Origin of the sequence: Catellatospora aurea (genome assembly GCF_042663325.1) — a bacterium.
Classification (GTDB): domain Bacteria; phylum Actinomycetota; class Actinomycetes; order Mycobacteriales; family Micromonosporaceae; genus Catellatospora; species Catellatospora aurea.
This window is the reverse complement of sequence record NZ_JBHTAC010000034.1, coordinates 31,998-57,233: the sequence shown is the minus strand read 5'-3', so window position 1 is coordinate 57,233 and position 25,236 is coordinate 31,998. Positions and strand designations below refer to the sequence as shown.

24 protein-coding genes and 1 other RNA gene are annotated in these 25,236 nt (G+C 70.6%); 7 read left to right on the top strand and 18 right to left on the bottom strand.

Annotated elements, in window-relative coordinates; genetic code table 11:
* Positions 1-46: 46 nt before the first annotated feature.
* The 3 genes from ACFQO7_RS26875 to ACFQO7_RS26865 form a co-directional block, all read right to left on the bottom strand.
* Positions 47-667, bottom strand: coding sequence for a YqgE/AlgH family protein (locus ACFQO7_RS26875; RefSeq protein ID WP_376808974.1), 621 nt, complete (start codon positions 665-667; stop codon positions 47-49).
* Positions 668-1,084: 417 nt separating this feature from the next.
* Entirely contained in the window at positions 1,085-1,648 is a 564-nt protein-coding gene (locus ACFQO7_RS26870) for a hypothetical protein (protein WP_376808973.1), read from the bottom strand.
* A 40-nt stretch (positions 1,649-1,688) separates the two neighbouring features.
* Entirely contained in the window at positions 1,689-2,144 is a 456-nt protein-coding gene (locus ACFQO7_RS26865) for a hypothetical protein (RefSeq protein ID WP_376808972.1), read from the bottom strand.
* A 48-nt stretch (positions 2,145-2,192) separates the two neighbouring features.
* Between ACFQO7_RS26865 and ACFQO7_RS26860 the strand changes: the two genes are divergently transcribed.
* The gene (locus ACFQO7_RS26860) at positions 2,193-2,780 is read left to right on the top strand and encodes a nucleosidase (protein ID WP_376808971.1); all 588 of its coding nucleotides are present in this window, start codon (positions 2,193-2,195) and stop codon (positions 2,778-2,780) included.
* A 16-nt stretch (positions 2,781-2,796) separates the two neighbouring features.
* Here the strand turns inward: ACFQO7_RS26860 and ACFQO7_RS26855 are convergent, their stop codons facing one another.
* The 10 genes from ACFQO7_RS26855 to prfB form a co-directional block, all read right to left on the bottom strand.
* A complete protein-coding gene (locus ACFQO7_RS26855) occupies positions 2,797-3,063 on the bottom strand; it encodes a hypothetical protein (protein ID WP_376808970.1) in 267 nt (88 codons plus the stop codon).
* A 171-nt stretch (positions 3,064-3,234) separates the two neighbouring features.
* Positions 3,235-3,610: a transfer-messenger RNA gene (gene ssrA / locus ACFQO7_RS26850) on the bottom strand.
* 86 nt (positions 3,611-3,696) lie between these two features.
* Complete coding sequence (locus tag ACFQO7_RS26845; RefSeq protein ID WP_376808969.1) at positions 3,697-4,842, bottom strand: SRPBCC domain-containing protein; 1,146 nt, start codon at positions 4,840-4,842, stop codon at positions 3,697-3,699.
* Positions 4,843-4,931: 89 nt separating this feature from the next.
* The gene (locus tag ACFQO7_RS26840) at positions 4,932-6,338 is read right to left on the bottom strand and encodes an SRPBCC domain-containing protein (protein ID WP_376808968.1); all 1,407 of its coding nucleotides are present in this window, start codon (positions 6,336-6,338) and stop codon (positions 4,932-4,934) included.
* Between the two features lie 65 nt (positions 6,339-6,403).
* Entirely contained in the window at positions 6,404-7,201 is a 798-nt protein-coding gene (locus ACFQO7_RS26835; RefSeq protein WP_376808967.1) for a cellulose binding domain-containing protein, read from the bottom strand.
* 101 nt (positions 7,202-7,302) lie between these two features.
* On the bottom strand, positions 7,303-7,779 hold the full coding sequence (gene smpB / locus ACFQO7_RS26830; protein WP_203689265.1) for an SsrA-binding protein SmpB: 477 nt from the start codon (positions 7,777-7,779) through the stop codon (positions 7,303-7,305).
* Between the two features lie 172 nt (positions 7,780-7,951).
* Positions 7,952-9,193: a peptidoglycan DD-metalloendopeptidase family protein gene (locus ACFQO7_RS26825; RefSeq protein WP_376808966.1), complete on the bottom strand. Its 1,242-nt coding sequence runs from the start codon at positions 9,191-9,193 to the stop codon at positions 7,952-7,954.
* A 144-nt stretch (positions 9,194-9,337) separates the two neighbouring features.
* The gene (ftsX, locus tag ACFQO7_RS26820) at positions 9,338-10,213 is read right to left on the bottom strand and encodes a permease-like cell division protein FtsX (protein WP_360522340.1); all 876 of its coding nucleotides are present in this window, start codon (positions 10,211-10,213) and stop codon (positions 9,338-9,340) included.
* Positions 10,214-10,276: 63 nt separating this feature from the next.
* Positions 10,277-10,957: a cell division ATP-binding protein FtsE gene (gene ftsE, locus ACFQO7_RS26815; protein ID WP_203689272.1), complete on the bottom strand. Its 681-nt coding sequence runs from the start codon at positions 10,955-10,957 to the stop codon at positions 10,277-10,279.
* A 221-nt stretch (positions 10,958-11,178) separates the two neighbouring features.
* The gene (gene prfB, locus ACFQO7_RS26810; RefSeq protein ID WP_360522337.1) at positions 11,179-12,294 is read right to left on the bottom strand and encodes a peptide chain release factor 2; all 1,116 of its coding nucleotides are present in this window, start codon (positions 12,292-12,294) and stop codon (positions 11,179-11,181) included.
* Positions 12,295-12,407: 113 nt separating this feature from the next.
* Between prfB and ACFQO7_RS26805 the strand changes: the two genes are divergently transcribed.
* Genes ACFQO7_RS26805 through ACFQO7_RS26795 form a run of 3 tightly spaced genes read left to right on the top strand, consistent with a single transcriptional unit; the run spans position 12,408 to position 15,926 of the window.
* A complete protein-coding gene (locus ACFQO7_RS26805) occupies positions 12,408-13,595 on the top strand; it encodes an ROK family transcriptional regulator (protein WP_376808965.1) in 1,188 nt (395 codons plus the stop codon).
* Positions 13,596-13,624: 29 nt separating this feature from the next.
* Complete coding sequence (locus ACFQO7_RS26800) at positions 13,625-14,884, top strand: 6-phospho-beta-glucosidase (RefSeq protein WP_376808964.1); 1,260 nt, start codon at positions 13,625-13,627, stop codon at positions 14,882-14,884.
* A 37-nt stretch (positions 14,885-14,921) separates the two neighbouring features.
* The gene (locus ACFQO7_RS26795; RefSeq protein WP_376808963.1) at positions 14,922-15,926 is read left to right on the top strand and encodes an N-acetylglucosamine kinase; all 1,005 of its coding nucleotides are present in this window, start codon (positions 14,922-14,924) and stop codon (positions 15,924-15,926) included.
* 4 nt (positions 15,927-15,930) lie between these two features.
* Here ACFQO7_RS26795 and ACFQO7_RS26790 read toward each other — a convergent pair whose 3' ends face one another.
* The 3 genes from ACFQO7_RS26790 to pruA form a co-directional block, all read right to left on the bottom strand.
* Positions 15,931-16,446: a PadR family transcriptional regulator gene (locus ACFQO7_RS26790; protein ID WP_120316849.1), complete on the bottom strand. Its 516-nt coding sequence runs from the start codon at positions 16,444-16,446 to the stop codon at positions 15,931-15,933.
* A 487-nt stretch (positions 16,447-16,933) separates the two neighbouring features.
* Entirely contained in the window at positions 16,934-17,713 is a 780-nt protein-coding gene (locus tag ACFQO7_RS26785; RefSeq protein WP_376808962.1) for a tryptophan 2,3-dioxygenase, read from the bottom strand.
* Between the two features lie 81 nt (positions 17,714-17,794).
* A complete protein-coding gene (gene pruA, locus ACFQO7_RS26780) occupies positions 17,795-19,441 on the bottom strand; it encodes an L-glutamate gamma-semialdehyde dehydrogenase (RefSeq protein ID WP_376808961.1) in 1,647 nt (548 codons plus the stop codon).
* Between the two features lie 380 nt (positions 19,442-19,821).
* On the opposite strand from pruA, the gene ACFQO7_RS26775 reads away from it, so the two are divergent.
* A complete protein-coding gene (locus tag ACFQO7_RS26775) occupies positions 19,822-20,775 on the top strand; it encodes a hypothetical protein (protein WP_376808960.1) in 954 nt (317 codons plus the stop codon).
* A 6-nt stretch (positions 20,776-20,781) separates the two neighbouring features.
* Here the strand turns inward: ACFQO7_RS26775 and ACFQO7_RS26770 are convergent, their stop codons facing one another.
* Entirely contained in the window at positions 20,782-21,285 is a 504-nt protein-coding gene (locus tag ACFQO7_RS26770) for a DUF6912 family protein (protein WP_360522316.1), read from the bottom strand.
* Between the two features lie 129 nt (positions 21,286-21,414).
* On the opposite strand from ACFQO7_RS26770, the gene ACFQO7_RS26765 reads away from it, so the two are divergent.
* Positions 21,415-21,648 carry a helix-turn-helix transcriptional regulator gene (locus ACFQO7_RS26765; protein WP_376808959.1) on the top strand — a complete coding sequence of 78 codons (234 nt, stop codon included), beginning with the start codon at positions 21,415-21,417 and terminating at the stop codon, positions 21,646-21,648.
* Between the two features lie 125 nt (positions 21,649-21,773).
* Positions 21,774-22,280 carry an Rv3235 family protein gene (locus tag ACFQO7_RS26760; RefSeq protein WP_376808958.1) on the top strand — a complete coding sequence of 169 codons (507 nt, stop codon included), beginning with the start codon at positions 21,774-21,776 and terminating at the stop codon, positions 22,278-22,280.
* Between the two features lie 112 nt (positions 22,281-22,392).
* Here the strand turns inward: ACFQO7_RS26760 and secA are convergent, their stop codons facing one another.
* Positions 22,393-25,230, bottom strand: coding sequence for a preprotein translocase subunit SecA (secA, locus tag ACFQO7_RS26755; RefSeq protein WP_376808957.1), 2,838 nt, complete (start codon positions 25,228-25,230; stop codon positions 22,393-22,395).
* Positions 25,231-25,236 lie beyond the last annotated feature (6 nt).

Sequence of the window (25,236 nt, the reverse complement as noted above, 5' to 3'; positions counted from 1 at the left end):
CCGACCACGAATGCACATTCATGATCGACCGAAGCACCGCCGCTGGTCAGTTGAGGGAGACGTCCGGGGGGAAGTTGGCCACCGCCGCCGTCATGCCGCCCTGGCGGCGCAGCACCAGCGGCCACAGCTCCTCGGGCTGGGTGCGGAACGGATCGCTGGGCAGGGCCTCGAACACCAGCCAGGCGTTCTCCTCGATCTCCTGCTCCAGCTGCCCGGCGCCCCAGCCGGCATAGCCGTGGTACACGCGGACGCACTCCAGCCGCTGGCCGACCCGCGCGGGGTCGCGACTGAGGTCCACCGTGCCGATCTGCCCCATGACCCGGCTGAAGCCGACGAACCCCGCCACACCGGCGCGGGCACGGGCCACGCAGATCGCGGAGTCCGTGCCGACCGGGCCGCCCTCGAAGAGCACCCCCGGCTCGCGCAGCAGCGATTCCCAGCCGGGCAGGATGTCGCCGACCAGCGCTTCGGTGGGCCGGTTCAGCACCACCCCGAGCGCCCCGTCGGCCTCGTGGGCCAGGACGAAGACGACCGTACGTTCGAAGTTGGGGTCCCGGAGCGAGGGCATGGCAACCAACAGGTGCCCGGTCAGTGACTCCACTGCGTGCCGTCCTGTGCCCTTTCCCGCATTGTCGTGCCGCGTGGTGTGCGGCTCTCCCGACGTCATGACTGGCACCCTATCCGTCCGGAGGCGGCGCGGTCAGGGTCTCGGCACGGCTTGTGCGGCAAACTTGCCCGACTCGGTGACAAGCCTCGCCGGATACCAGTATCCCTTCTGCGATCTTCTGGCCGGCCAGGGTGATGGCATCAATGAACCCGAGGACATCGTGCGGCGCACCGAGGACGCGGCGGCCCTGATCGCGCCGCGTAGGCCCCGGCCGAGGCGTGGCCTACCCCGAGGAGAAGGGCGCCTCCTGCCGTACCCGGCCGGGGTCAGGAGCCGCGTCGGCAGGCGTCGGCAGCTGCGCAGAGGTGACCGACACGGCGCGGGGACGGTGCGAACCGTCACGGGCCGCGAGGCCCGCCGGTCCGCACCGTCCCCCGACGCCGTCAGGAAGGCGTCATGTGCGACGGCGCATCGCTGTCATCCGTGGAAGGCGACGGCGCGGACCTCCTCAAGGTCAGGGGCCCGGTCGCCGTCCGCCTCGCCGACCAGTCTCACGACGGCCAGGCATCTGTGCAGCAGTTCCACGCTGGGTGCGTCGTCCGCTGCCGAGTCCGAGTCCGCCAGCATGGTGACTGCCCGCGTCACCGAGCCGATGGCCGAATACAGGTAGATTCCGGTCTCCAGCTCGGCCATCAGGTCGCGCATGACCCACCAGAGATTGCCGGCACCCGGATCCACTGGCAGGTCGAAGGGCGGTGCCTCGTCGTCGTGGCCCTCCTCGCAGACGCCTGTCAGGGCGAACCACTCCAGCTTGAGGGGACGTGCGTCGGCCCTGACATCCTCCGGTGACTCGTCGACCGCCGTGCGCAGCAGTGTCAGCGACCGGCCCGCGAGGTCGACGCTATCGGGCGTGTTCCTGTTGCCGTACGCCTCCACCAGCTCGCTGGTGATGACCCACATGGCGGCGAGGTATCTCGGGTAGGCCAGCGCCTTGAGCGCCTGTTTGACAGACAGTGACAGATCCATGATCTGCGCCTTCATGTGTCCCCTCCCTGCTCGGAGCTGCCGAGCGCCTGCACGCTCACCGACGACGGCCGTAGTTTATGCCGGTGATCACGAGATTCCGCAGGCCGAAGCCCCTGCGGATCGCCCGGGACAGCGCCGGGATCGCCCTGCCGAGCCCTGTCTGCTTCTTGATCGTGTTCATCCGCTCGATGGTCAGGTCCTGCCCGTCCCAGTTGCCGTGGGATTCGTTGGTGACGGAGCCGGGCTTGCGCATGAACGCGCTGCCGTCCACGTTGCAGCCCTTCTTGCACGTCCGGTTGGTGGAGATGTAGCCGTTCACCCGTTTGATGACACCGCCGAGCACGGATTTCTGCTTCTCGATGTCGTTGCCGAACGCTCTCGCGGCCGCCTCGGAGTGGCCTTCCTTCGTGGTCCCAGTGCCCGAGCCGGCTTGGAAGACCGGGACGCCGATATTGCCCAGCTTCTTGGTGAGCTCCTCGTCGACGCCGTTCTTGTTGCTGCTGACCTGCACCCTCCGGGTTACATGAGAGCTGCTCGACACGCCGCCTAGACTTCCCGGGTGACTCTTACCGGCACCGTGACCCCCGACCGGCCGCTGATCGTCGTCGCCGTGCCCGAGGAGGCGGCGCATCTGGACACCGCGCTTCCGGTGCTGCTGACCGGCGTGGGCAAGGTCTGCGCCGCGATCGCGGTGTCGCGCGCACTGGCCGGCGGCGTGCTGCCCAGCGAGATCGTCAACCTGGGCACCGCCGGCGCGCTGCGGCCGGGCCTGGGCGGAATCCATGAGATCAGCCGGGTGGTGCAGCACGACTTCGACACCGCGACGATCCGCGCGGTGACCGGCCGCGACTTCGGCGGCCCGCTGGAGCTGTCGGGCACCGGGCCGGTGCTGGCCTCCGGTGACGTGTTCGTCTCCGACCCGGCGCTGCGGGCCGCACTGGCCGAGCATGCGGACCTGGTCGACATGGAGGGTTATGCCGTCGCCGCGGCGGCTGCCGCCTACGGCGTGCGGGTGCGGATGGCCAAGCAGGTCAGCGACGAGGCCGACGGCGAGGCGGTCACCGGCTGGGCGGAGTCCGTCGACCGGTGCGCGCGCCTGCTCGCGGGTTGGCTGAACGACTGGCAGAACACGGCCGGGGTGCGCTGACCCGATTCGCTCCCGGTCAGGTTTCTCCGCCGAGGTCGACGCCGTACGCCTGGTGCAGCACGTCGGCCGTGCGCTGGCGGTAGGCCGTGAGCCGCTGGGCGAGCTGTTCCTCGGCGCGCCGGTCGGCCGCGGTCGACATCACGGCGTCGAGCAGCGCGCGGCGATCGGATTCCAGCGCGCGCACGCTGTGGGTCAGCCGCGGCGCGTCCGCGATCACGTCGCCGAGCCGGCCGGAGGGGCCGAGCACCGCGTTCGACAGCTCGTCCAGTGAATCGGTGGCCATACCTCACCCCCGGACCGCAGAAACGTCCTTGCGTTCGATGGTCACGCGGGTGGGGCCCGAAGTCCATACCTTTGCCCAGGTTTGAACGGACGTTCAGCCGGTCATCCGAGCAGGTAGCGGGGCATATGCGGCGAACGGCCCCGGTCCTGGTGGACCGGGGCCGTTCATGTCTGGTGGAGGTGCCGGGAATCGAACCCGGGTCCATCGCCGCATTAACAGGGCTTCTCCGAGCGCAGCTCACTATGCCTCTACTCGACCCCACCGATCACATGAGCGAGACGGTGTGACGGGCCCAGTCGCGATTGATCTCGCCTCAGCAGCCCCGCGACGGGACTGAATCGGCCAGCCTACTTACTGATGCCGGTACACGGGCCGTAGGCACTCCCGGACCGACAGACTTGCTACTCGCCTCAGGCGGCGAGAGCGAAGTCGCGCTTGACGTTAGTCTTGGCGCTTATAGTTTTCCGACGACGATTATCGAGACGACGTCGGCTTCCTCGGCTCGCTTCTCCTGCCGCAACGTACGATGTCGAAACCTGTCACCCCCTGGTCATGCGCTAACGCACGCACGGTGACGATCACCGCGTCCGTCAACAATAACGCCCGGGGCGACCAAAGTCATTCCGGTATCGGTCAACTCCCCGTGCAGGCGGTCCCGTCCACGGTGCAGGCGGTGACGGCCTGGCCGAGGGCCAGCAGCGCGGGGAAGCGGATGATGAACGTCACCGATCCGCCCGCACTCACCGAGCGGGCCGGGCCGACCGGGGTCACCGTCACCTTCGTGCCCTCCTGCGTGAAGTTCACCGCCGCGGTGGACCGATTCTCCACCGCCCGGTCGGCCGGCATGGTCAGCACGACCGTCCAGCCCTCCCGCGGGGTCGTGCCCGGGTTGCGGACCGTCACCTCGGTGTCGAAGCCACCGAGGCCGAGCAGTGCGATCGTGCGGTAGTTCGCGGTCAGCGGCTGGCCCGCCGGTGTGGCGGTCGCCTCGGCGACGGGCGACGCACCCGGTGACCCGGACGTCCCCGGCTGCGGCGTCTCCCCGGCCACGCCCGGCAGCGGGGTGCCGGAGGCGGTTGCCGCGGGATCCGTCGCGACCGCACCCGGCTGCACACCTGAGCCCAGCCCGTACACCGGCTCGGTGTCGACGTCGGGCGCGCCGCCGGGGCCGCCCCCGATCACCACCGCGACCGCGGTGCTGATCAGCACCACCAGCACCACCGCGCCGGCCAGGGACAGCAGCCGCAACCGCTTCGAACCGCCCGAGGGCGGCGGCACCCGCGCCGGTTCGAGCGGGACCGTCTCCCGCCGCCGCGGGATCGCGGTGTGCAGGTCGGCCCGCACCCCGCCCAGGTCCACCTCGCCGGAGGCGAGCCGGTCCAGGGCAGCGGGCAGCTGGTCGCCGAACATGAACTGGTACGACCGGCGCAGCTCGCGCCGCCGCTGGGTGCCGTCCACCCCGAAGAACCCCGACTGCAGCACGGTCAACCGGCAGCCCGCCTCGTTGTCCGCCAGCGACCAGGTGACCTCGGTGTGCGTGTGGTCGTCGCGCCAGTGCATGCCGAGCCGCTCCTGTGCCGCCACCTCCACCACGTCCAGATCGAACGGTGTCGTGAGCCCGGCGAGGCCCGGCGGCGGGAAGGCACGGAAGGTCTCCCCGGCGTTCGGCGTGAGGTCGGTGGGCACGAACCACTCGCGCAGCAGCCGCTGCTCGGTGAGTGCCCGCCAGACTCGCGCCCGGGGATGGGAGAGATCGACATCGAGTCGCAGCTCGGTCACGGTCCGACTATAGGGTCGCCCCACGGCTCGCGGCATCCCCGGAATCGACCACGGTCACGTCACAGGTGTCCGTCACCGGACAGCGGCGTCTACAGCTCCGCGCAGCTCACGTCCTCGACCTTGCAGCTCCGGGGCCGCGTCGCACCGGACGGGTCGCCGACCTGGAAGGCGAAGACGAAGTCCGTTCCGGCAGGCAGCACGCGGTGCACGGCCTGCGGTGTGAACGTCACCCTGACACCGTTCTGCCGGAAGTCGATCCGGTCCCACGCGCTGGTCACCTGGGCCTTCGCCGGAAGCATGATGAGGGCCGACCAGCCGTCGACGGCCGCGGCCGGCCGGAAGGTGATCTCTCCGATGTAGCCGCCGGTCCAGGTTTCGAGTGTCCGGTATGAGACGGCCGGTGCCACCTCGCCGACCTCCGTGGCACCCGGACTGTCCGGCAGGGACACCGCGGGCGACGCGGAGGCCAACGGGGAGGTGACGGCCGTCGCGCTCGGCGAGGCGGTCGGACTCGCCGGGCCGGCTGTCGGCGGAAGCGTCCTGGACTCTCCCGCCTGAACCCCCGACCACGGGCTCCGGTCGCCGCCGAGCGGATCAGCCCCCGGGCCGGGCGAGCGCAGCACCAGCGTCGCCACCGCGGTGGCCGCCAGCATGATGAGCACCATCGCGCCCGCCACCGACAGCAGCCGCAGCCGCCGATCCGCCGGCATGTGGAACACCCGGCTCAGCGCACGCCTGGAACGCGACGCGGGGTCGTCCTCGTCGTCCGCTGCGGTGGGATCAGGGTCCGCGGCGAGCCGGGTGCTCCGCTCACGGTCGCCGGTCTCGACGCCTGGGCTGTCGTCCACCGCGGGCGGCGTACGCGGGTCGAGGATCGCCGTGGAGCGGTTTTCGGGTGCAGCGGTCGTCGAGGTCAGGCCGCCCGGATCCGGTGCCGCCGCAGGGCTGCCCGCCGCCGATCCGGCGGACTGCGGGGCGGGCTCGTCCGCCGGGGGCGCGAACGTCGTGGCCGGGGGGCGGCGCGGCATGTCGGCGGCATCGTAGATGTCCATGCTGCGCCGGCGGCGGGCCGGCAACGCGGCCTGCTCCTGCCGGGCCAGCAGGGCGGGCAGCCGCTGCTCGAACATCGTCGCGTACGCCCGCTGCAGTTCGGCCCGGCGCACCTGGCCGCCGATGCCGAGGAAACCGGTCTGGCTGATCCGCAGGCGGCTGCCCCCGGCGACGGTGGACAGCTCCCAGACCACGTCGGCGTGCAGCTGCTCGCCGCGCCAGCGCAGCACCAGCCGGGTCGGGCCCACCACCTCGACCACGTCCACGTCGAACGGCGCCGTGAATCCCGGCAGATCGGTGCCGGGAAAGGCGCGGTACACCCCGCCCGCCACCGGCATCAGGTCGGTCTGCAGGAACCACTCGCCGAGCAGCCGACGATCGGTCAGCGCCTGCCACACCAGCTCCACCGGGTAAGGGAGCTCCACATCGAGTCGCAGCACGGTCACGCGCCGAATATTAGAGCCGGTTTCGCCTACCTGCCGTGTGCTTTAGGGCGGAGTTAAGCCATCGCTCAGCCAGCCTGGCAGGCGACCCCGTTGACCGTGCAGGTGACCGGGAAAGGGCCCGGTCCGCGGCGACCGATGAAACCGAAGCTCAACGACGCTCCGGGAGCGAGGTCGCCGCGTTCGGGGGTGAAGACCCAAGCACCGTCCTGACCGGACCGGTCGGCCTCCCAGTCCCCGTCGACGCTGGCGCCCGGCGGCAGCTGGATCCGCACCGTCCAGGCCAGCGGGGTGCCGCCCGTGTTGCGCACCTGCACGGAGATGACGTAGCCGCCGCCCCAGCTGTCCACGTGGTACGTCGCGCTCGCGGTGCCACCGGCGGGCGGCGGGGCGGCGGGTGGGCTCGGCGGGCGGGGTCCGCTGCTGCCCGGAGCGGGGCTCGCCGCAGGGGACGTGGTGGCCGCCGCGGAAGCGGAGGCGGTCGGCCGGGCAGGCGCGGCCCCGGCTGACGCCTCGGGGCTGGGCGTCATCACGCCGAAGCCGTCGGTGAAGCCCGCGCCGGTGGCGCTCGGCCCGCCGGTGGGCAGCACCAGCGACGGCTGCGGTGCCGGCTTGGCCAGGGCCCAGGCCGCCGCGCCCGACACGAGCAGGCACATGGTCGCCACGCCGATCACCAACGGCTGCCGCCCGGACCTTCGCGGAGAGGACTCCTCCAGCGGCGGCAGATCGTGATCCGCCAGGTCGGGCTCCGCCACGGCCGATTGCCGCACGTGAACGGCCGGGTCGGGCTCGTCGGCCACGGGCCCCGCGACGACGCGGGGCAGCATGGTGGTCTCGTCGTCCTCGTGCAGCCGATGCTTGCTCACGACCCGCGAGGCTACCGTCCCCGCGCCCGCCTCCGCGATCGGCCATCCGACCCGAGCCGTGCCGACGGATGCGCGACCTCGTCAGCCGACCTGCATCCGACCTACCTCATGCCCTTGGCACGACGGCCGAGCTCGCGGCTGATCTCCCGGTCGGAATCACGCTTGGCGATGTCCTGGCGCTTGTCGTAGGTCTTCTTACCCCGCGCCAGCCCGATCTCGACCTTGGCCCAGCCGTCCTTGAAGTACATGGACAGCGGCACCATGGTCAGCCCGCCCTCACGGGTCTTGGTGATCAGGTGCACGATCTCCTTCTGCTTGAGCAGCAGCTTGCGGGTGCGCCGCGGCGCGTGGTTGGTCCACGTGCCCATGGCGTACTCGGGGATGTGCAGCGCGTGCAGGTAGAGCTCGCCGTCGCGCTCCTGGCCGAACGCGTCGACCAGCGACGCCCGCCCGGCCCGCAGCGACTTCACCTCGGTGCCCATCAGGGCGATGCCCGCCTCGAACGTCTCGAGGATGGTGTAGTCGTGGTACGCCTTGCGGTTCGACGCGATGACCTTGCGCCCCTTCTCCCGCGGCATGACGGCCCTCCTCTCCTCGATCACGGCAACCCGACAATGCTACCGACCCCCCACCCACCTCCGCGATCGACTAACGCCCTCCACCACCCACCCCTGCCGCAACTCTCAAAGAGTCGCGCTGTCAGGACGTGCCGGTGGCCGCGACTTTTTAAGAGTTGCGGCAGGGGGTGAGTCAGCAGAGGCAGCCGGGGAGCCAGTTCAAGGGTTGGATGGGGTTGCCGTTCTGGCGGACCTCGAAGTGGAGGTGGAAGCCGGTGGAGGCGCCGGTGGTGCCGACCTTGCCGATGAGCTGGCCGCCGCGGATCTTGTCGCCGACCTTCACCAGGATCTTGGACTGATGGGCGTAGCAGGTGGAGATGACCTTGCCGCCGGTCTTGCCGTGGGTGATGCAGGTGTAGTTGCCGTACCCGCCGAGCCAGCCGGCGCTGCTGACCGTGCCGCCCGCCGCCGCGAAGATGGGCTGGCCGCCGCCCGCGGCGATGTCGACGCCGGCGTGCAGCTGCCATACGCCGTAGTACGGGTCGTAGCGGTTGCCGAAGTCACTGGACTTCCAGCCCTTCGTCGGCATCAGGAACTTCGCCCCGGGGCGCAGGATCGGCACGAGCTTGCCGTACTGCCCCTCCCAGACCCGCAGCTCGTCGGCGATGCGCTCGCTCTGCTCCTTGACCTCCTGGTAGTGCCGCTGGGCCTCGGCCTTCTCCGCCTTGGTCGTCTCGATCGCCTTCTTCTGCCGGGCGGCGAGCGCGTCGAGGTCGCGGCGGGCCTGCTCGGCGTCCTGGCGGGCCTTCTCGGCGGCCAGCAGCGCGGCACGGGCGATGCGGGCCGCGTCGGCGGCCTCCCGCCGCTTCAGCTCGGCGTCGCTGGTGATCTGCTTGGCGGCCCGGCGCGCGGCGACGTAGTCGTCGATCGCGTCGCGGCGGATGCGGCCGATCTGGCTGATGAAGTTGCCGCGGTCGAGGAACTCCTGCGGCCGGGTCGCGGCCATGAGCACGTTGAACTCGGTGAGGTTGGAACCGTGCAGGGTGGCCACGGCGAACCGGGCGAACCGGTCCCGGCCCTCCTGAACCTGCCGGACCGACGCCTGGTAGGCCTGGTCGGTGACGGCCCAGGCGGCGGTGGCCTGCTCGGCGCGCCGCTGGGCGGACGCGGCCTTGGTCTCGGCCACCACCACGGCCGCCCGGGTCGTGGCGATGCGCTCCTGCGCGGCGGGCATGGCCGCGTTGGCCTCGGCGAGTTCCGTCGCGGCGGTGCGCGCCTTCGCCGACAACGCCTCCAGCAGGGCCCCGGTCCTGGCCAACTCGGCGTCGACGCGCTTCTTGTCCTTCTTGAGGTCGTCGGGAGCGGCATGTGCCGGGATGCCGACCGTCACAGCGGTCAGCAGGGCGAACACCACCTGTACCAGTCGCCAGCGCACGGGACCTCCCTCGCCTATCCCGATCACCCTACTGCCGACATATGCCCCGATACACGGCAAAACCGACATTCAACAGGAGTGGCGCAGAAAAGGTGACGGCCCGCCCCGAAGCCGGGAGCGGGCCGTCGACGTGCGTCGCCGCGACTAGACGCGGATGTAGAAGCGCAGGGTGACCCAGGCGGTGACGGCGCTGACCACCGAGCCGATGCCCGCCAGGATCGGCAGCATCAGGTTGACGTTGCCCCAGCTCACCGGTAGCAGCAGGTCGGTCAGTGCGGCCAGCTTGCCGTCGATCAGCACGATCTTGCCGACGACCAGCATCACCCAGGCCAGGATCGAGCCCAGCAGCGCGGCGAAGACCGCCTCCAGCACGAACGGCGCCTGGATGAACCAGTTCGACGCGCCGACCAGCTTCATGACCGCGACCTCACGCCGCTTGCTGTACGCGGCGACCTGGATGGTGTTGGCGACCAGCAACAGGGCGGCCAGCCCCATGAAGCCGGCGACGACCAGCGACAGGTTCTGGATCGAGCCGAGGATGTCGAAGATCTTCTGCAGCAGCTTCTGCTGGTCGACGACCGTGTCCACGCCCGCCAGGCCGGCGTAGGTGGCGTTGATCTGGTCGAACTTCTGCGGGTCCTTCAGCGCGACCCGGAACGACTCGGGCAGCTCGTCCGCGCCGATCGCGTTGACCAGGTCGGGGGCGTCACGGAACTGCTGCTTGAAGTTCTCGTACGCCATCTCCTTGGTCTCCCAGAGCACGCTCTTGACCAGGGGGTCGCTGTCGAGCTTCGACTTGATCTCGGACCGCTGCGTGTCGTCGATGGTCTTCTCCAGGTAGATGGAGACCTCGACCTGCTCGTAGTAGTGGCCCTTCATCTCGTCGACCTGCATGTACATCAGCAGGCTGGCGCCGAGCATGGAGAGCGACACGATCATCGTAATGATCATGGCGATGGTCATCGTGACGTTGCGCCACAGCCCGACCAGCATTTCGGCCAGGACATACTTCGCACGCATCGGGGGAAATCCTCCGGGGGAGACGGTCGGTCGTCAGGGACAGGGGCTCAAGGGGCGCACGGCTCAGCCGTACACACCACGGGCCTGGTCGCGGACGATCCGGCCGCCCTCGATCTCGATGACGCGGCGGCGCATCTGGTTGACGATGTTCGAGTCGTGGGTGACCATCACGACGGTCGTGCCGGTCCGGTTGATCCGGTCCAGCAGGCGCATGATCTCGATGGAGGTGTCCGGGTCGAGGTTACCGGTGGGCTCGTCGGCCAGCAGGATCAGCGGCCGGTTCACGAACGCGCGCGCCACCGCGACACGCTGCTGCTCGCCACCGGAGAGCTCGTGCGGGTAGCGGTGCTCCTTGCCGCCGAGGCCGACCAGTTCCAGCACCTCGGGCACCACGCGGCGGGCGACCGCCTTGGACTTGCCGATGACCTCGAGCGCGAACGCGACGTTCTCGTAGGCCGTCTTGTTCGGCAGCAGCCGGAAGTCCTGGAAGACACAGCCGATCGAGCGGCGGAAGCTGGGGATCTTCCACGACCGCATGGAGCTGATCTCCTTGCCGTTCACGAAGACCTTGCCCTTGTTGGGCTTGATCTCGTGCAGCATCAGCTTGACGATGCTTGATTTGCCGGAGCCGGACGGACCGATGAAGAAGACGAAGTCACCCTTCTCGATCGAGACCGACACGTCGTCCAGTGAGGGCCGGGACGCCTTCGGGTAGGTCTTAGTCACGTGCTCAAGTCGAATCACGGCGGAGAGTCTACGCGGTGTCGCCGTTTCGCCAAGTCCGCAGGGGTTGAGATGACGGTATTGCCGTGAATGTTCCTGGAAAATTCCGTGATCTAACCGTGATCAACTGTCACCGACAGTAGTCGGGTCACCCGCGCGGGCGAAACGCCAGCGATGTCCATACATGAAAAACTCCGCCCGGCTGCGTGGACAGCCGGGCGGAGCGAGGCTCACTCGGCCGATCAGGCAGCGGCTTCCAGCTCGTTCTGCTTGCGCCAGCGGATGCCGGCCTCGACGAAGTTGTCGATCTCGCCGTCGAAGACCGCGGACGGGTTGCCCGTCTCGAACTCGGTGCGCAGATCCTTGACCATCTGGTACGGGTGCAGCACGTACGAGCGCATCTGGTCGCCCCAGGAGCCGGCCGCGTCGGTCTTCAGGCCCTCCATCTTGGCCCGCTCCTCCTGGCGCTTGCGCTCCAGCAGGCGGGCCTGCAGCACGCGCAGCGCCGAGGCCTTGTTCTGCAGCTGGGACTTCTCGTTCTGGCAGGTCACCACGATGCCGGTCGGGATGTGCGTGATGCGCACCGCCGAGTCGGTGGTGTTGACGCTCTGCCCGCCCGGCCCGCTGGAGCGGTAGACGTCGACTTTCATCTCGTTCTCGGGGATGTCGATGTGGTCCGTCTGCTCCACCACCGGCAGCACCTCGACGCCCGCGAAACTCGTCTGGCGGCGGCCCTGGTTGTCGAACGGGCTGATTCGGACCAGGCGGTGGGTGCCCGACTCGACCGACAGCGTGCCGTACGCGTACGGCGCCTTCACCGCGAACGTGGCCGACTTCAGCCCCGCCTCCTCGGCGTACGACGTGTCGTAGACCTCGGTGGCGTAGCCGTGGCGCTCGGCCCAGCGCAGGTACATGCGCAGCAGCATCTCGGCGAAGTCCGCGGCGTCCACGCCGCCGGCGCCGGCCCGGATGGCGACCAGCGCCTCGCGGGAGTCGTACTCCCCGGAGAGCAGGGTGCGCACCTCCAGCTCCTCGACCGCCTTCGCCAGGGAGGTCAGCTCGGTGCCGACCTCGGCCATGGAGGACGCGTCGTCCTCGGCCTCGGCCAGTTCCATCAGCACCGCGACGTCGTCGATCCGGCCGCGCAGCTTCGTCAGCTTGTTGATCTCACCGGTGGCGTACGCCAGCTGCGAGGTGACCTCCTGCGCCTTGGCCTGGTCGTCCCACAGGTCCGGGGCCGAGGCCGCCTCCTCGAGCCGCTCCTTGTCCCGGCGCAGCCGGTTGATGTCGAGCACGGACTCGATGTTGCGCATGGTCGCGTCAAGGTTCTTGAGCTGATCGGCGTAGTCGGCAGTCACATCCACAAGACTAGTGGCACCCGCCGCACGGTTTTCCGGGGCGCACCCGCGACTTGACAGCGGCCATGGTCGCCGACAATAGTAAATCTACTTTCCTATTACGAGGAGGGCACGTGGCACGGCTCGCCGGTTCGTCCAAGCTGCTCCGGGCCATGAACGAGAGCGCGACCATGGCGCTGCTCATCGACCGGGGCACGCTCACCCGTGGGGAGCTGCGGGAACTGACCGGGCTGTCCAAGCCGACCACCTCCGACGTGCTGCGCACGCTCACCGAGGCCGGGCTGGCGGTCGTCGTGGGCCACACCAGCGGCGGGCCCGGCCCCAACGCGGAGGTGTACGCGGTCAACCCGGCCGCCGCGACGGTGCTGGCGATCTCGGTACGGGACGTGAGCGAGACGTTACACGCCCCGTTCGAAGCGGCGCTGTGCGATCTCGGCGGGGCGGTGCTCGCCCGCGCGGCGTACCCGAGCGACCCGGCCGACGGAGACCCGGTCGGGACCGTCCGGGCGATCGCCGCCGACCTGTGCGCCCGCGCCGGCCGCGACCGCGTCACCCACCTGCAGCTGGGCGTGCCCGGCTCGTACGACCCGGGGACCGGCACGATCCGGCACATCGACGTCACCGGCTGGGGCCGCCCGGGGCTGGTCACCGAGCTGGCCGCCGCGCTGGACCTGACCGTGGACGCCGACAACGACGTGAACCTGGCCGCGATCGCCGAGCGCCACCGCGGCGCGGCCGCGGGCAGCGGCAGCTTCGCCCTGCTCTGGCTCGGCGCGGGCCTGGGCTGCGCGATCGACCTCGGCACCTCGCTGCTGCGCGGGGCCACCGGCGGGGCGGGCGAGATCGGCTACGTGCCCCTTGGCCTGGCCGCCCCCGGCCAGCCCCGCGACCTGCAGAGCCTGGCCGGCGGACCGGCCGTCGCGGCGCTGGGCGCGGCGCACGGCTTCACCGGGGCCACCGCCGAGGAGATGGTCGCCGACGCCGCCCGCGCGGACTCCGCCGCCGCGACCGCCTTCCTCGGCGCGCTGGCCGACCGGATCGCCGTCGTGCTGGCCGTGGTCGCCTCGCTGCTCGACCCGCCGCTGGTGGTGCTGGCCGGCGAGGTCGCCCAGGCCGGCGGCGCGCGGCTGCGCGACCTGGTCACCGAGGCCTTCCACCGCAACACCCCGCTGCGCACCCCGGTCGAGGTCACCGCGCTGACCGACGACGCGGTGCTGCTCGGCGCCATGGACTCGGGCCTGCGCTCGGTGCGCGAATCCCTGGTCGACTCCCTGAACGCCCGGCCGATCCCGGCTCGCTGATCAACCCCCACTCACCGGAAGAGCACCACATGAAGATCGCAGTCGTGGGTGGAGGGTCCACCTACACCCCCGAGCTGGTCGACGGGTTCGCCCGGCTGGCCGGCAGCCTCGACGTCACCGAGCTGTGCCTGATCGACCCGGCCGGGCCGCGGCTGGACGTCATCGGCCCGTACGCCCGCCGCCTGATGGCCCACCACGGCCACCCCGGCACGCTGACCTGGACCACCGACCTCGACGCGGGCCTGACCGACGCCGCCGTGGTCGTCGTGCAGCTGCGCGTGGGCGGGCAGGCCGCCCGGATCAGCGACGAGACCTTCCCGCTGGAGTGCGGCTGCGTCGGGCAGGAGACCACCGGTTCGGGCGGCCTGGCCAAGGCGCTGCGCACGGTGCCGGTCGTGCTGGACGTCGCCGAGCGGGCGGCCCGGCTCGCCGCGCCCGGCGCGTGGATCGTCGACTTCACCAACCCGGTCGGCATCGTCACCCGGGCCCTGCTCGACGCCGGGCACAGGGCCGTCGGCCTGTGCAATGTGGCCATCGGCTTCCAGCGCCGGTTCGCCAAGCTGCTGGGCGTCGAGCCGGGCGCGGTCACCCTGGACCACGTCGGCCTCAACCACCTCACCTGGGAGCGCGCCGCCTACGTCGACGGCGTCGACCGGCTGCCCGAGCTGCTCGCGGGCCACCTGGACGAGCTGGCCCGGCCGGTGCAACTGCCGCCGTCGCTGCTGCGGCTGCTCGGCAACGTGCCGTCGTACTACCTGCGCTACTTCTACGCCCACGACGAGGTCGTGCGCGAAGAGCGCGGCGCGCCGACCCGCGGGCAGAAGGTCGCCGAGATGGAGACCGAGCTGCTGAAGATGTACGCCGACCCGGCCCTGACCACCAAACCGGACCTACTGTCCAAGCGGGGCGGGGCGTTCTACTCCGAGGCGGCCGTCGGCCTGATCACCTCGCTGCTCACCGGCGACGGCGCGGTGCACGCGGTGAACCTGCGCAACGGCGGCCACCTGCCGTTCCTGCCCGACGACGCCGTCATCGAGGTCAGCGCCCGGGTGGACCGCGACGGCGCGACCCCGGTCCCGGCCCCGCCGGTCGGCCCCGAGCTGTCCGGCCTCATCGCCGGCGTCGCCGCGTACGAGGAGCTGGCCGTGCGCGCCGCGGTCCACGGCGGCCGCGACCGCGTCTACGCCGCGCTGCTCGCGCACCCACTGGTCGGCCAGCACGAGTACGCCGAGGCCCTCACCCAGGGCCTGCTCGCCGCCAACGCCGACCACCTGGCGTGGGCCCGATGAGCGCCCGGACCGCCCACGTGCGCAGCCAGGAGCAGGCATGAACACTCCGGAACTGTTCCTGGCCGTCGACGGCGGGAACTCCAAAACCGACGTGGTGCTCGCCGACTCGGACGGCCGGGTGCACGGCTACGTCCGCGGGCCGGGCTCGTGCCCGCAGGTCATCGGCCTGGACACCGCTGTCGCGCTGCTGGACCGGCTGGTCGGCGCGGCGCTGCGGGTGGCCGAGATGCCCCCGTCCGTGCCCATCAGCCGTGCCGAGGTCTACCTGTCCGGTCTCGACCTGCCCGAGGAGGTCGAGGCGGCGGCCAAGGCGGTCGCGGTGACCGGGTGGGCGGAGTCGTACCGGCTGGACAACGACACGTTCGCGCTGCTGCGCGCGGGCACCGACAGCCCGGACGCGATCGCGGTGGTGTGCGGGGCGGGGATCAACTGCGTGGGGCGCAGCGCCGACGGGCGCACCGCCCGGTTCCCGGCGCTCGGACCGATCTCCGGCGACTGGGGCGGCGGGCTGCACCTGGCCTCGCTGGCGATGTGGCACGCGGCGCGGGCCGAGGACGGCCGCGGGCCGGCCACGGCGCTGGCCGGGGCGGTGGCCGCCCACTTCGGGCAGGCCTCCGTCAACGACGTGATCACCGGCCTGCACCTGGGCAGCCTCAGCCAGGACCGCCTGATCGAGCTGAGCGAGGTGCTGTTCGCCGTCGCCGGGCAGGGTGACGAGGTCGCCCGGCGCGTGGTGGCGCGTCAGGCGACCGAGATCACTTCATTGGTGACGGTTGCCGCGGACCGGCTCGGGCTGAGGGAGGAACCGTACGCCGTGGTCCTGGGCGGTGGCGTGCTGCGCGCCCGGCACTCGCTGCTGCAGGATGCCGTGGACGCGGGGGTGAAGGCCCACTCGTCGAAGGCCCGGTTGACCGTGCTCGCACAGCCACCGGTGGTGGGAGCGGGCCTTTTCGCACTGGACGCGCTCGGGGCGTCGCCGGCCGCCGCTGCCGTGTTGCGTTCCGCGCTGGAGGAGGGGCGACCGCACCTCGCCCAGCGCTGAGGCGCTACTTGGCGATGGCGGTCTTCAGCCAGTTCAGCGCGGCCTTGTGGTAGGCGACGGCGAACTCCAGCCCTGCTGCGGTGAAGTCGTCGCCTTCCTTCTTGGCCTCCTTGGCCTGCTCACGAGCTTCCGCGAGGGCCTCGGTGTGGTGCGAGTTGGCGCTGTTTAGCAGCGAGTCGAACTGGTTGGTCGCGTGCGTGGATCCGAACGCGACACGCAGTGCGTACGGGTTGCGCACCAGCTCGCGGCCGGGCTCCTCGTTCAGCCAGCGGGCGAAGGCGCGCTTGCCCGACGCGGTGATCGCGTAGGGCTGGCTCGCCCGCGGGCCGGGCTTGCCGAGCTTGACGTAACCGAGCTCGGCGAGGACCGGCAGTTCGCGGTAGACCTGGGACCGGGTCATCGACCAGTACGGGCTGAGCCGGCGCTCGGCCGCGGCCATCAGCTGGCCACCGGTCATGGGTCCATCGTGCAGCAGGCCGAGCACGGCCGCCGCAGTAGCGTTGATTCCTACCTCTGCCATGACTCAACGCTGCCACTTTCCCAGCCTTCTGTCCAGGATATCGGCCCATCCACAGTGCACATTCCCCGCCGGACAGTCCCTTTCCGACTGTCTGATCAGACAGGAATATGTCCGTTTCCTGCCTCCGAAGTCCCGCCTGACGGGATAACACAAACCGCCCGATATCTCTCCCCTCGGCGTGTCGCCCCTTTTTCGCCCCACCCACACCTACTCGATCTTGCCCACCCCCTCCACCATCACCCCAAACCCGACATATTCGCAGCCTGGTCCACAAGATCTTGGCGAAGATCGCCGTTTCCGGTCAGAACCTCGGCCCACACCCCACTTCCTGACCCGAAACGACGATCTCCACATCCGGCGACCGGCCCCGACCACATCCTCAAGATCGTCCAACTTGCCCGGCAGTCGTGCGTATCTTGATCAGCTTTTCGCACAGCTGCCCGGCAAATCGGACGATCTTGGACCATGTCCCGCGGTGGCGGGCGGGTCAGAGGGCCGCGCGGAGGGACCAGAGGGCCGGGTAGAAGCGGTTGTCCAGGCGCGAGCGCAGGTAGGGGCTGCCGGCGGAGCCGCCGGTGCCGGGTTTCGCCCCGATCTGGCGTTCGGCCATCAGCACATGCCGGGCCCGCCACAGCGACCATGCCTGGTCGTGGGCGATCAGTGCCTCTGCCAGATCCCACAGCGCGCCGTGGCGCTCCCGGTCGCGCGCGACGGCGACGAGCGCCGCCAGCACCTCGTCGTCGGAGCCGACGGCGAAGCCGTGCGCGGCCAGCAGCGCCAGATACCCGTCCCAGAGGGTCGGCTCTGCCAGCCGGCGGCGCAGCCGCGCCTCCTCAGCGGGAGACAGCCCGCGCAACCGGTCCACGAAGCCGGGATCCTTGAGCCCGGAGATGAACTCGATCTCACGGAACTGGCTGGACTGGAACCCGGACGCGGGCGCGAGCAGCGTGCGGAAGGCGAGGAAGTCCTGCGGAGTCATCGTGTCGATGACGTCGACCTGCTGCACCAGCAGCTGCTCGACGACGTGGCAGCGCTCGAGGCGCACCCGGGGCAGGTAGCTCTCCCCCGCCAGCATGCGGTCCCGCGCGTCGGCCAGCTCGTGCAGCAGCAGCTGGAACCACAGCTCGTACGCCTGGTGGATGGTGATGAACAGCAGCTCGTCGTGGGCGGCGGGCGAGGACTGGGGCACCTGCTGGGCCAGCAGCTCGGGCACGCGCAGGTAGGAGCCATAGGTCAGGCGGCCACCCTGCTCCCCGAAGCTCTGCACGCAGCCACGGTAACTCAGACATATACCGAATAAAGGGCGGTATCGGCGCTAAGCCGATACCGCCCCTGCGTAGTCAGCGGGTCACGGACGCGGGTGGTCGGTGTCCATGTGCGGGTAGCGGTGGTCGGTCGGCGGGACGAACGTCTCCTTGATCGTCCGCGGGGACATCCAGCGGATCAGGTTGTGCCAGGAGCCCGCCTTGTCGTTGGTGCCCGAGGCCCGGCCGCCGCCGAAGGGCTGCTGGCCGACGACCGCGCCGGTCGGCTTGTCGTTGAGGTAGAAGTTGCCCGCGGCGAAGCGCAGCTCGTGCGACAGCCACTCCAGCGCCCGCCGGTCCTGGGCGAAGATCGCGCCGGTCAGCGCGTACGGGGCGACGCTCTCCATCTGCTTGACGACCGAGGCGAAGTCCGCGTCGTCGTAGACGTAGACGGCCAGGATCGGCCCGAAGTACTCGGTGGTGAACACCTCGTTGGTCGGGTCGGTGCAGACGATCACGGTCGGCTGCACGAAGTAGCCGGTGCTGTCGTCGGCCTCGCCGCCCGCGATGATGTCGCAGGACTCCGACGCCTTGGCCTTCTCCAGGGCCGCCGACAGCCGGGCGAACGAGCGCTCGTCGATCACCGCGCCGCCGAAGTTGCGGAAGTCGGTCACGTCGCCGTACGTCAGCGACTCGGTGTCCGCGACGAGCTGGTCACGCACACCCGCCTCCCACAGCGAGCGCGGCACGTACGCCCGCGACGCGGCGGAGCACTTCTGGCCCTGGTACTCGAAGGCGCCCCGGACCATCGCGGTGACCAGCGCGGCCGGGTCGGCCGACGGGTGCGCGACGATGAAGTCCTTGCCGCCGGTCTCGCCGACGATGCGCGGGTAGGAGCGGTAGCCGGCGATGTTGTCGCCGATCTGCTTCCACAGGTGCTGGAAGACGCGGGTGGAGCCGGTGAAGTGGATGCCGGCCAGGTCCGGGTCGGCCAGGGCCACCTCGGAGACGGCCAGGCCGTCGCCGGTCACCATGTTGATGACGCCCGGGGGCAGGCCCGCCTCCTCGAACAGCCGCATCAGGAAGTGCGCCGAGAACTGCTGGGTGTGCGCCGGCTTCCAGACCACCGTGTTGCCCATCAGGGCCGGGGTCGCCGGCAGGTTGCCCGCGATGGCGGTGAAGTTGAACGGGGTGACCGCGTAGACGAAGCCCTCCAGCGGGCGGTGGTCGAAGCGGTTCCACACGCCGGGCGAGGAGACCGGCTGCTCGGCCAGCAGCTTGCGGCCGAAGTGCACGTTGAAGCGCAGAAAGTCGATCAGCTCGCAGGCCGAGTCGATCTCCGCCTGCTGGACGGTCTTCGACTGGCCGAGCATGGTGGCGCCGTTGAGGGTGTCGCGCCACGGGCCGGAGAGGAGATCGGCGGCCTTGAGGAAGATCGCGGCGCGGTCGTCGAAGGACATATCACGCCAAAGAGGGGCGGCTTTCTTCGCGGCCGTCACCGCCGCCACCGCATCGGCGTTGGTGGCATTGTGGGTGACTCCCAGCACATGCGAGTGCTTGTGCGGCTGGACGACGTGGATCGCGTTGCCGCCACCCATACGTTGCTGCCCGTCGATGGTCATCGTCAGTTCGAGCTGCTCCGAGGCGAGCTCCCCGAGACGTTTGTGCAGGCGGGATCGCTCAGCGCTGCCCGGTGCGTAGGTGTGCACCGGCTCGTTGTGCGGCTCGGGCACCACGGATACGGCGTCCATCGATGGCTCCTCCGGTCGGAAGGTACGTCAACGTTCTTTGCATACTTGCACGCAAAGTACCGCCACAGCCCGGCCCGGCGGCAGACATGTGATCCGTTCGACCGTGACCGGGTCGGCGGCCACCGGGTCGACCGCGTTCCGGTCCTGGTCACCGGGCCCGCCCTACCGCTCCAGCCTACCCACCCCTCCGGCCTGGCTAGGCTAGGTCGCCGGAGCATGGGACCCCGCTCGGCCACGCCTGCCGCCTCGTCGGCGGGCCGGTCGGCCGGACCGGTCCCACCGGTGGCCCCGCGCCAGCCGTCCAGGCCCTTCCGACACGGGGCCGCCGCGGCGAGCACCACGCCGTCGGCAGGCCCACTGTCGCCCAACAGGAGACCACGATGACCGAGCCCGCGACCGCCACGTCCACCGAGTCACCGCGCAAGACCGCGGAGCCTCCCGCCGCGCCCACCCCGCCGCGGGCGCCGTTCACAACCGGCTGGCTGGCCTTCTCCGCCCTGGCCTGGCTCCTGGTGACGCTGCTCTTCTACCGCACCGCGTTCACCGGCGAGGCGGGCGACTGGAGCCTGGTCATGGCGGCGATCCTGCTGCCGCAGGTCATCCAGGCCAACCTGCTCGCCGGGGCGGCGGTCGGGCTGTGGTCCACGCTCGCGCTGGGCCGCCGCAAGCCGTGGGCCGAGGGCGGCGTCGGCCGCTGGGCCGTGGGCACCGCCGCCGGCCTGCTGACCGGCACGTTGGCCAGCGGGGCCGTCCTGCTCGCGTACGGCATGTCGGCGCGCGCCGTGGGCGTGGTGGCCGTCGCCGTCGGGGTGGCCGGGGCGCTCGGCGGGGCGCTGGGCGCGATCCGCCCGGCCCGCATCATGGCGGCGGGTCTGTCCGCGGCGCTGCTGGTGCTGATCTTCCTCAACGTGGTGGCGCTGTTCTCCACTCCGCTGCTGAACGCGTTCGGCAGCGGCGACACCGCGGCCGAGCGCTACTCCGCGAACGGGCTGCTGGCCGGCACCACCGCGATCATCGCGGGCCTGATCGCCGGGCTCGCCGCGTACTGGCGCATCCGGCGCGCGGCCGCGCGCAGCGGGGACACCGCCAAGTGGCCGGTCTACCTGGCCGCGGGCGCGGCCGCCGGGCTGCTGCTGATCGTGGCCGAGTTCTGCACCCGGCTGGGCGTCGCCCAGCTGCTCTCGCTCGCCGAGGCGGACATCTCCGCCGACAGCGAGATCCTGTCCTTCATCGCGGCCTCGCGCCTGAACACCGGGCTGGTCGTGCTGTTCGTCGGCGCGCTCACCACGACCATCGCGTACGGCCGGAGCCTGCCGAAGGCCGTCCGGGACTGAGCGCCCTCACCGGAGGAGTTCGTCGAGCTCCTCCGGTGCGTACCAGAGCAGGTCCAGGTCCTCGGCGGAGTCGACGGTGAACTGCGCGTCCGGGTCGCCGCCCGCGGCCCGCTCGACCACCTCGGCGGCCTCGGCCACCACCGGCTCCGCCTCGGGCTCGTCCACGTGGAACGCGGCGATCGCGGCGCGGCGCACAGCGCCGTCGAGCCGGACCGAGCTGGTGCCGAGATCCCGGCTCTCGGTGATCACCTGGCTCGCGGGCACGTCGGCGGAGACCACCACGCGCCGCCGGGGCGCGGACGGGTCGTCCCGCAGCAGGCGCAGCGCGTCCTGGGCGGCCCGCATGAAGGCGACGTACTCCAGCTCCTCCTCGTCGCCCTCGGCATACCACTCACGCAGGGCCGGGGTCACCGCGTGCGCGATCGCGCCGGGCAGCTCGTCGGCGTCACGCAACGTCGCCACCAGCTTCACCGTCGCCGGCAGGTACACCCTCACGAGATCGTTCGCCACGTCGGATCCTTCCGTCCCCGTTCGCCTGCGCACAGTCTCGCACGACGGCACCGGACTCCCGCGTCACACCATCCGGTGGCAAACTGAAGCAACCGCAAGAATCAGCCCCGATTCAGGAGATCCGCCGCCATGACCCAGCCGTCGCCCCGGTTCCTCACCCTGGAGCAGGTCGCCGAGGAGCTCAGCACCTCCACGGCGCAGATCTACGCGCTGGTCCGGCGGGGCGAGCTGCCCGCGATCCGGCTGGGCGGGCGCGGCCAGTGGCGGGTGGAGCGGTCCCGACTGGAGGAGTTCATCGCCGAGCTCTACGACGAGGCCCAGCAGTACGTGAAGGACAACCCGCTGACCGGCGGCGAGGACTGAGCCCGGCGCGGCCCGCACGCACACCAAGATCGCGAGATAGGCATTGACCAATGCCTCGCACACAGGCTACAAATGTCAAACGGAGGCAAACTCAAGCAAACTCAAGATCAGAGGTGGTGGTCTCGATGACGGCACTCGCCGTACCGGCCGGATCCGTCCGCATCCATCGCGCGCCCCCGCTCGACCCGCCGTTCGACGACGAGCTGCGCCCCACCACCTACCGGCCGGCCCGGCCCGAGCCCAGCGAGATCATCCCGCCGGAGGCCGTCGCCGGAGCCTCTCCCGAGTGCCACACCGCGGCCCTGCGCTTCCTGAACCTGTGCCTGGAGCTGTTCAACGGCTTCCGCTCCCCCGGCCAGCTGCGCCCGCTGCTGCGCGTCACCGAGGCCAACACCGTGCTCGACGAGCTGTCCCGCAGCCTGCGCCGGCTGGCCGCGCTCCGGCAGGCCGTGCCCGCCGGCTCCCCGCGCCGCCCCGTCCGCCGTCGCCAGCTGCGCACCTGCGAGCCCCGCCCGGGGGTCGCCGAGGTCGCCGCGGTGCTCAGCGACGGCCGCACCACCTGGTCGGTGGCGTACCGCCTGGAGCGCGACACCACGACCTGGCGCTGCACCGCCCTCCTGGTGCTCCTCTGACTCCCGGGGCGGGCGGCTGCACCCCATCGATCCGCGCCGCCCGTCCCGGGCTCCATACGAAGAAGGACCGGCCCGCGGGCCGGTCCTTCTTCGCTGTGCTGCGGTCGGTGAGTCAGGCAGCGCCGTGGCAGCGCTTGTACTTCTTGCCCGAGCCGCAGGGGCAGGGGCTGTTGCGGGAGGCCGGAGCGGCCACCGCGCCGCGGCCACCGCTACGCGGGGACGGCTTGCGGCCGCCGTCACCGTTGCCGATGCCCAGCGCCGGAGCCTGCTGCACCTGCGGCGAGCCCGCGCCCGCCGCGCCGTCGATCGTCGGCGAGGTGTACTGCACGCGCTGCGACTGCTGCCGCTGGCCCAGGCCCTTGGCCCGGACCTCGACGTGCGACTCGCCGTCCGGCAGCGGAACGCCCGGCGAGGACGGCTCGGCCGGCGCCTGCTCGACCTGGACCTCCAGGTTGAACAGGAAGCCGACGGCCTCCTCCTTGATGCCCTCCATCATCTGGGCGAACATGTCGAAGCCCTCGCGCTGGTACTCGACCAGCGGGTCACGCTGGGCGTACGCGCGCAGGCCGACACCCTCCTGGAGGTAGTCCATCTCGTAGAGGTGCTCGCGCCACTTGCGGTCGATGACGGCCAGCAGCACCTGGCGCTCCAGCTCGCGCATCGCCTCCGGGCCGAGCTGCTGCTCGCGGCGGTCGTACGCGTCGTGCGCGTCCTGCTTCATCCGCTCGACGAGGAACTCGTGGTCGAAGGTGGTGCGCTCGGCGCCCGTCTCCTCCTCCAGGTCCTCCAGCGTGATGGTGACCGGGTACAGCTGCTTGAGGTTGGTCCACAGCTGGTCGAGGTCCCAGTCCTCGGCGTACTCCTTGCCGGTGCCGACGGTGCCGCCGGTGACGTACGCCGCGACCACGTCGTCGATCATCGAGTCGACCTGGTCGTGCAGGTCCTCGCCGTCGAGCACGCGCTTGCGCTCGGCATAGACCACCTGGCGCTGCTTGTTCATGACCTCGTCGTACTTGAGCACGTTCTTGCGGATCTCGGCGTTCTGGGCCTCGATCTGCGTCTGCGCGCCCCGGATCTGGCGGGTCACCATCTTCGACTCGATCGGCACGTCGTCCGGGATGTTGAAGCGGTCCATGACCGCCTCGACCGCACCGGAGCGGAACCGGCGCATCAGGTCGTCCTGCAGCGACAGGTAGAACCGCGACTCGCCCGGGTCACCCTGCCGGCCGGCGCGACCGCGCAGCTGGTTGTCGATGCGGCGGGACTCGTGCCGCTCGGTGCCCAGCACGTACAGGCCGCCCGCGCCGGTGACCTCCTCGGCCTCGGCCGCGCAGGCCTCCTCCCAGGTGGGGAGGATCTCCTCGAGCGCCTTGTAGTAGTCGTCGCCGTTCTCCTCCTCGGTGATCCCCCGCTGGCGCAGCTCCGCCGCGGCGAGGAATTCGGCGTTGCCGCCGAGCAGGATGTCCGTGCCACGACCGGCCATGTTGGTGGCCACCGTGACGCCGCCCTTGCGGCCCGCCTGCGCGATGATCTCCGCCTCGCGGGCGTGGTACTTCGCGTTGAGGACCGCGTGCGGGATGCCCTTGCGGCGCAGCAGCTGCGACAGGATCTCGGAGTTCTCCACCGAGACCGTGCCGACCAGGACCGGCTGGCCGGTGGCGTGGCGCTCGGCGATGTCCTCGACGACCGCCTGGAACTTCGCCTTCTCGGTCTTGTAGATGACGTCCGACTTGTCCTGGCGGACCATCGGACGGTGCGTCGGGATGCTCACCACGCCGACGTTGTAGACCTTGTTGAACTCGCCCGCCTCGGTCTGCGCCGTGCCGGTCATGCCGGACAGCTTCTCGTACATGCGGAAGTAGTTCTGCAGGGTGACCGTCGCGAGGGTCTGGTTCTCCTGCTTGATCTCGACGCCTTCCTTGGCCTCGATCGCCTGGTGCATGCCCTCGTTGTAGCGGCGGCCGTGCAGGATGCGGCCGGTGAACTCGTCGACGATCAGGACCTCGCCGTCGGAGACGATGTAGTCCTTGTCGCGCTTGAACAGCTCCTTGGCCTTGATGGCGTTGTTCAGGTAGCCGACCAGCGGGGTGTTCACCGACTCGTACAGGTTGTCGATGCCCAGGCGGTCCTCGACCCGCGAGACGCCGCGCTCGGTGACGGCGACGGTGCGCTTGGACTCGTCGACCTCGTAGTCGCCCGAACCGTCCTTGCCGCGCTCCAGCCGGGCCACCACCGCGGCGAACTCGCCGTACCACCGCTGCGACTGCTCGGCCGGGCCGGAGATGATCAGCGGGGTGCGCGCCTCGTCGATGAGGATCGAGTCCACCTCGTCGACGATCGCGAAGTTGTGGCCGCGCTGCACCATGTCGGCGGCCGACCAGGCCATGTTGTCGCGCAGGTAGTCGAACCCGAACTCGTTGTTCGTGCCGTACGTGATGTCGCACTCGTAGGCCGCGCGGTGCTCGTCGGACGGGCGGTTGGGCAGCACCGTCCCGACGGTCAGGCCGAGGAAGCGGTGCACGCGCCCCATCCACTCGGCGTCACGCTGGGCCAGGTAGTCGTTGACCGTGATGACGTGCACGCCCTTGCCGGCCAGCGCGTTGAGGTAGGCCGGCAGGGTCGACACGAGGGTCTTGCCCTCACCGGTCTTCATCTCGGCGATGTTGCCGAAGTGCAGGGCCGCGCCGCCCATGATCTGCACGTCGTAGTGGCGCTTGTGCAGCACCCGCTTGGCGGCCTCACGCACCGTGGCGAACGCCTCGGGGAGCAGGTCGTCCAGGGTCTCCCCGTCGGCGAGACGCTCACGGTACTGGTCGGTCAGTGCCCGCAGCTCGGCATCGCTCAGATCGACGTAGTTCTCCTCGATGGAGTTGACGGCGTCGGCGATGGCCTTGAGCCGGCGGAGCATCCGCCCCTCACCGGCACGGAGGATCTTCTCGAAAATCGACACGGGTGT

Excerpts from the sequence above, each read along its gene's own strand:
- smpB (WP_203689265.1), bottom strand. The coding sequence starts at position 7,779 with ATGCCGCGGGAGAAGGGGCGCAAGGTCATCGCGTCGAACCGCAAGGCG.
- ACFQO7_RS26775 (WP_376808960.1), top strand. The coding sequence starts at position 19,822 with ATGACCGAGCCCGCGACCGCCACGTCCACCGAGTCACCGCGCAAGACC.
- ACFQO7_RS26870 (WP_376808973.1), bottom strand. The coding sequence starts at position 1,648 with ATGAAGGCGCAGATCATGGATCTGTCACTGTCTGTCAAACAGGCGCTC.
- pruA (WP_376808961.1), bottom strand. The coding sequence starts at position 19,441 with ATGGACGCCGTATCCGTGGTGCCCGAGCCGCACAACGAGCCGGTGCAC.
- ACFQO7_RS26765 (WP_376808959.1), top strand. The coding sequence starts at position 21,415 with ATGACCCAGCCGTCGCCCCGGTTCCTCACCCTGGAGCAGGTCGCCGAG.
- ACFQO7_RS26790 (WP_120316849.1), bottom strand. The coding sequence starts at position 16,446 with ATGGCAGAGGTAGGAATCAACGCTACTGCGGCGGCCGTGCTCGGCCTG.
- ACFQO7_RS26795 (WP_376808963.1), top strand. The coding sequence starts at position 14,922 with ATGAACACTCCGGAACTGTTCCTGGCCGTCGACGGCGGGAACTCCAAA.
- ACFQO7_RS26875 (WP_376808974.1), bottom strand. The coding sequence starts at position 667 with ATGACGTCGGGAGAGCCGCACACCACGCGGCACGACAATGCGGGAAAG.
- ACFQO7_RS26855 (WP_376808970.1), bottom strand. The coding sequence starts at position 3,063 with ATGGCCACCGATTCACTGGACGAGCTGTCGAACGCGGTGCTCGGCCCC.
- ftsX (WP_360522340.1), bottom strand. The coding sequence starts at position 10,213 with ATGCGTGCGAAGTATGTCCTGGCCGAAATGCTGGTCGGGCTGTGGCGC.
- ACFQO7_RS26800 (WP_376808964.1), top strand. The coding sequence starts at position 13,625 with ATGAAGATCGCAGTCGTGGGTGGAGGGTCCACCTACACCCCCGAGCTG.
- ACFQO7_RS26760 (WP_376808958.1), top strand. The coding sequence starts at position 21,774 with ATGACGGCACTCGCCGTACCGGCCGGATCCGTCCGCATCCATCGCGCG.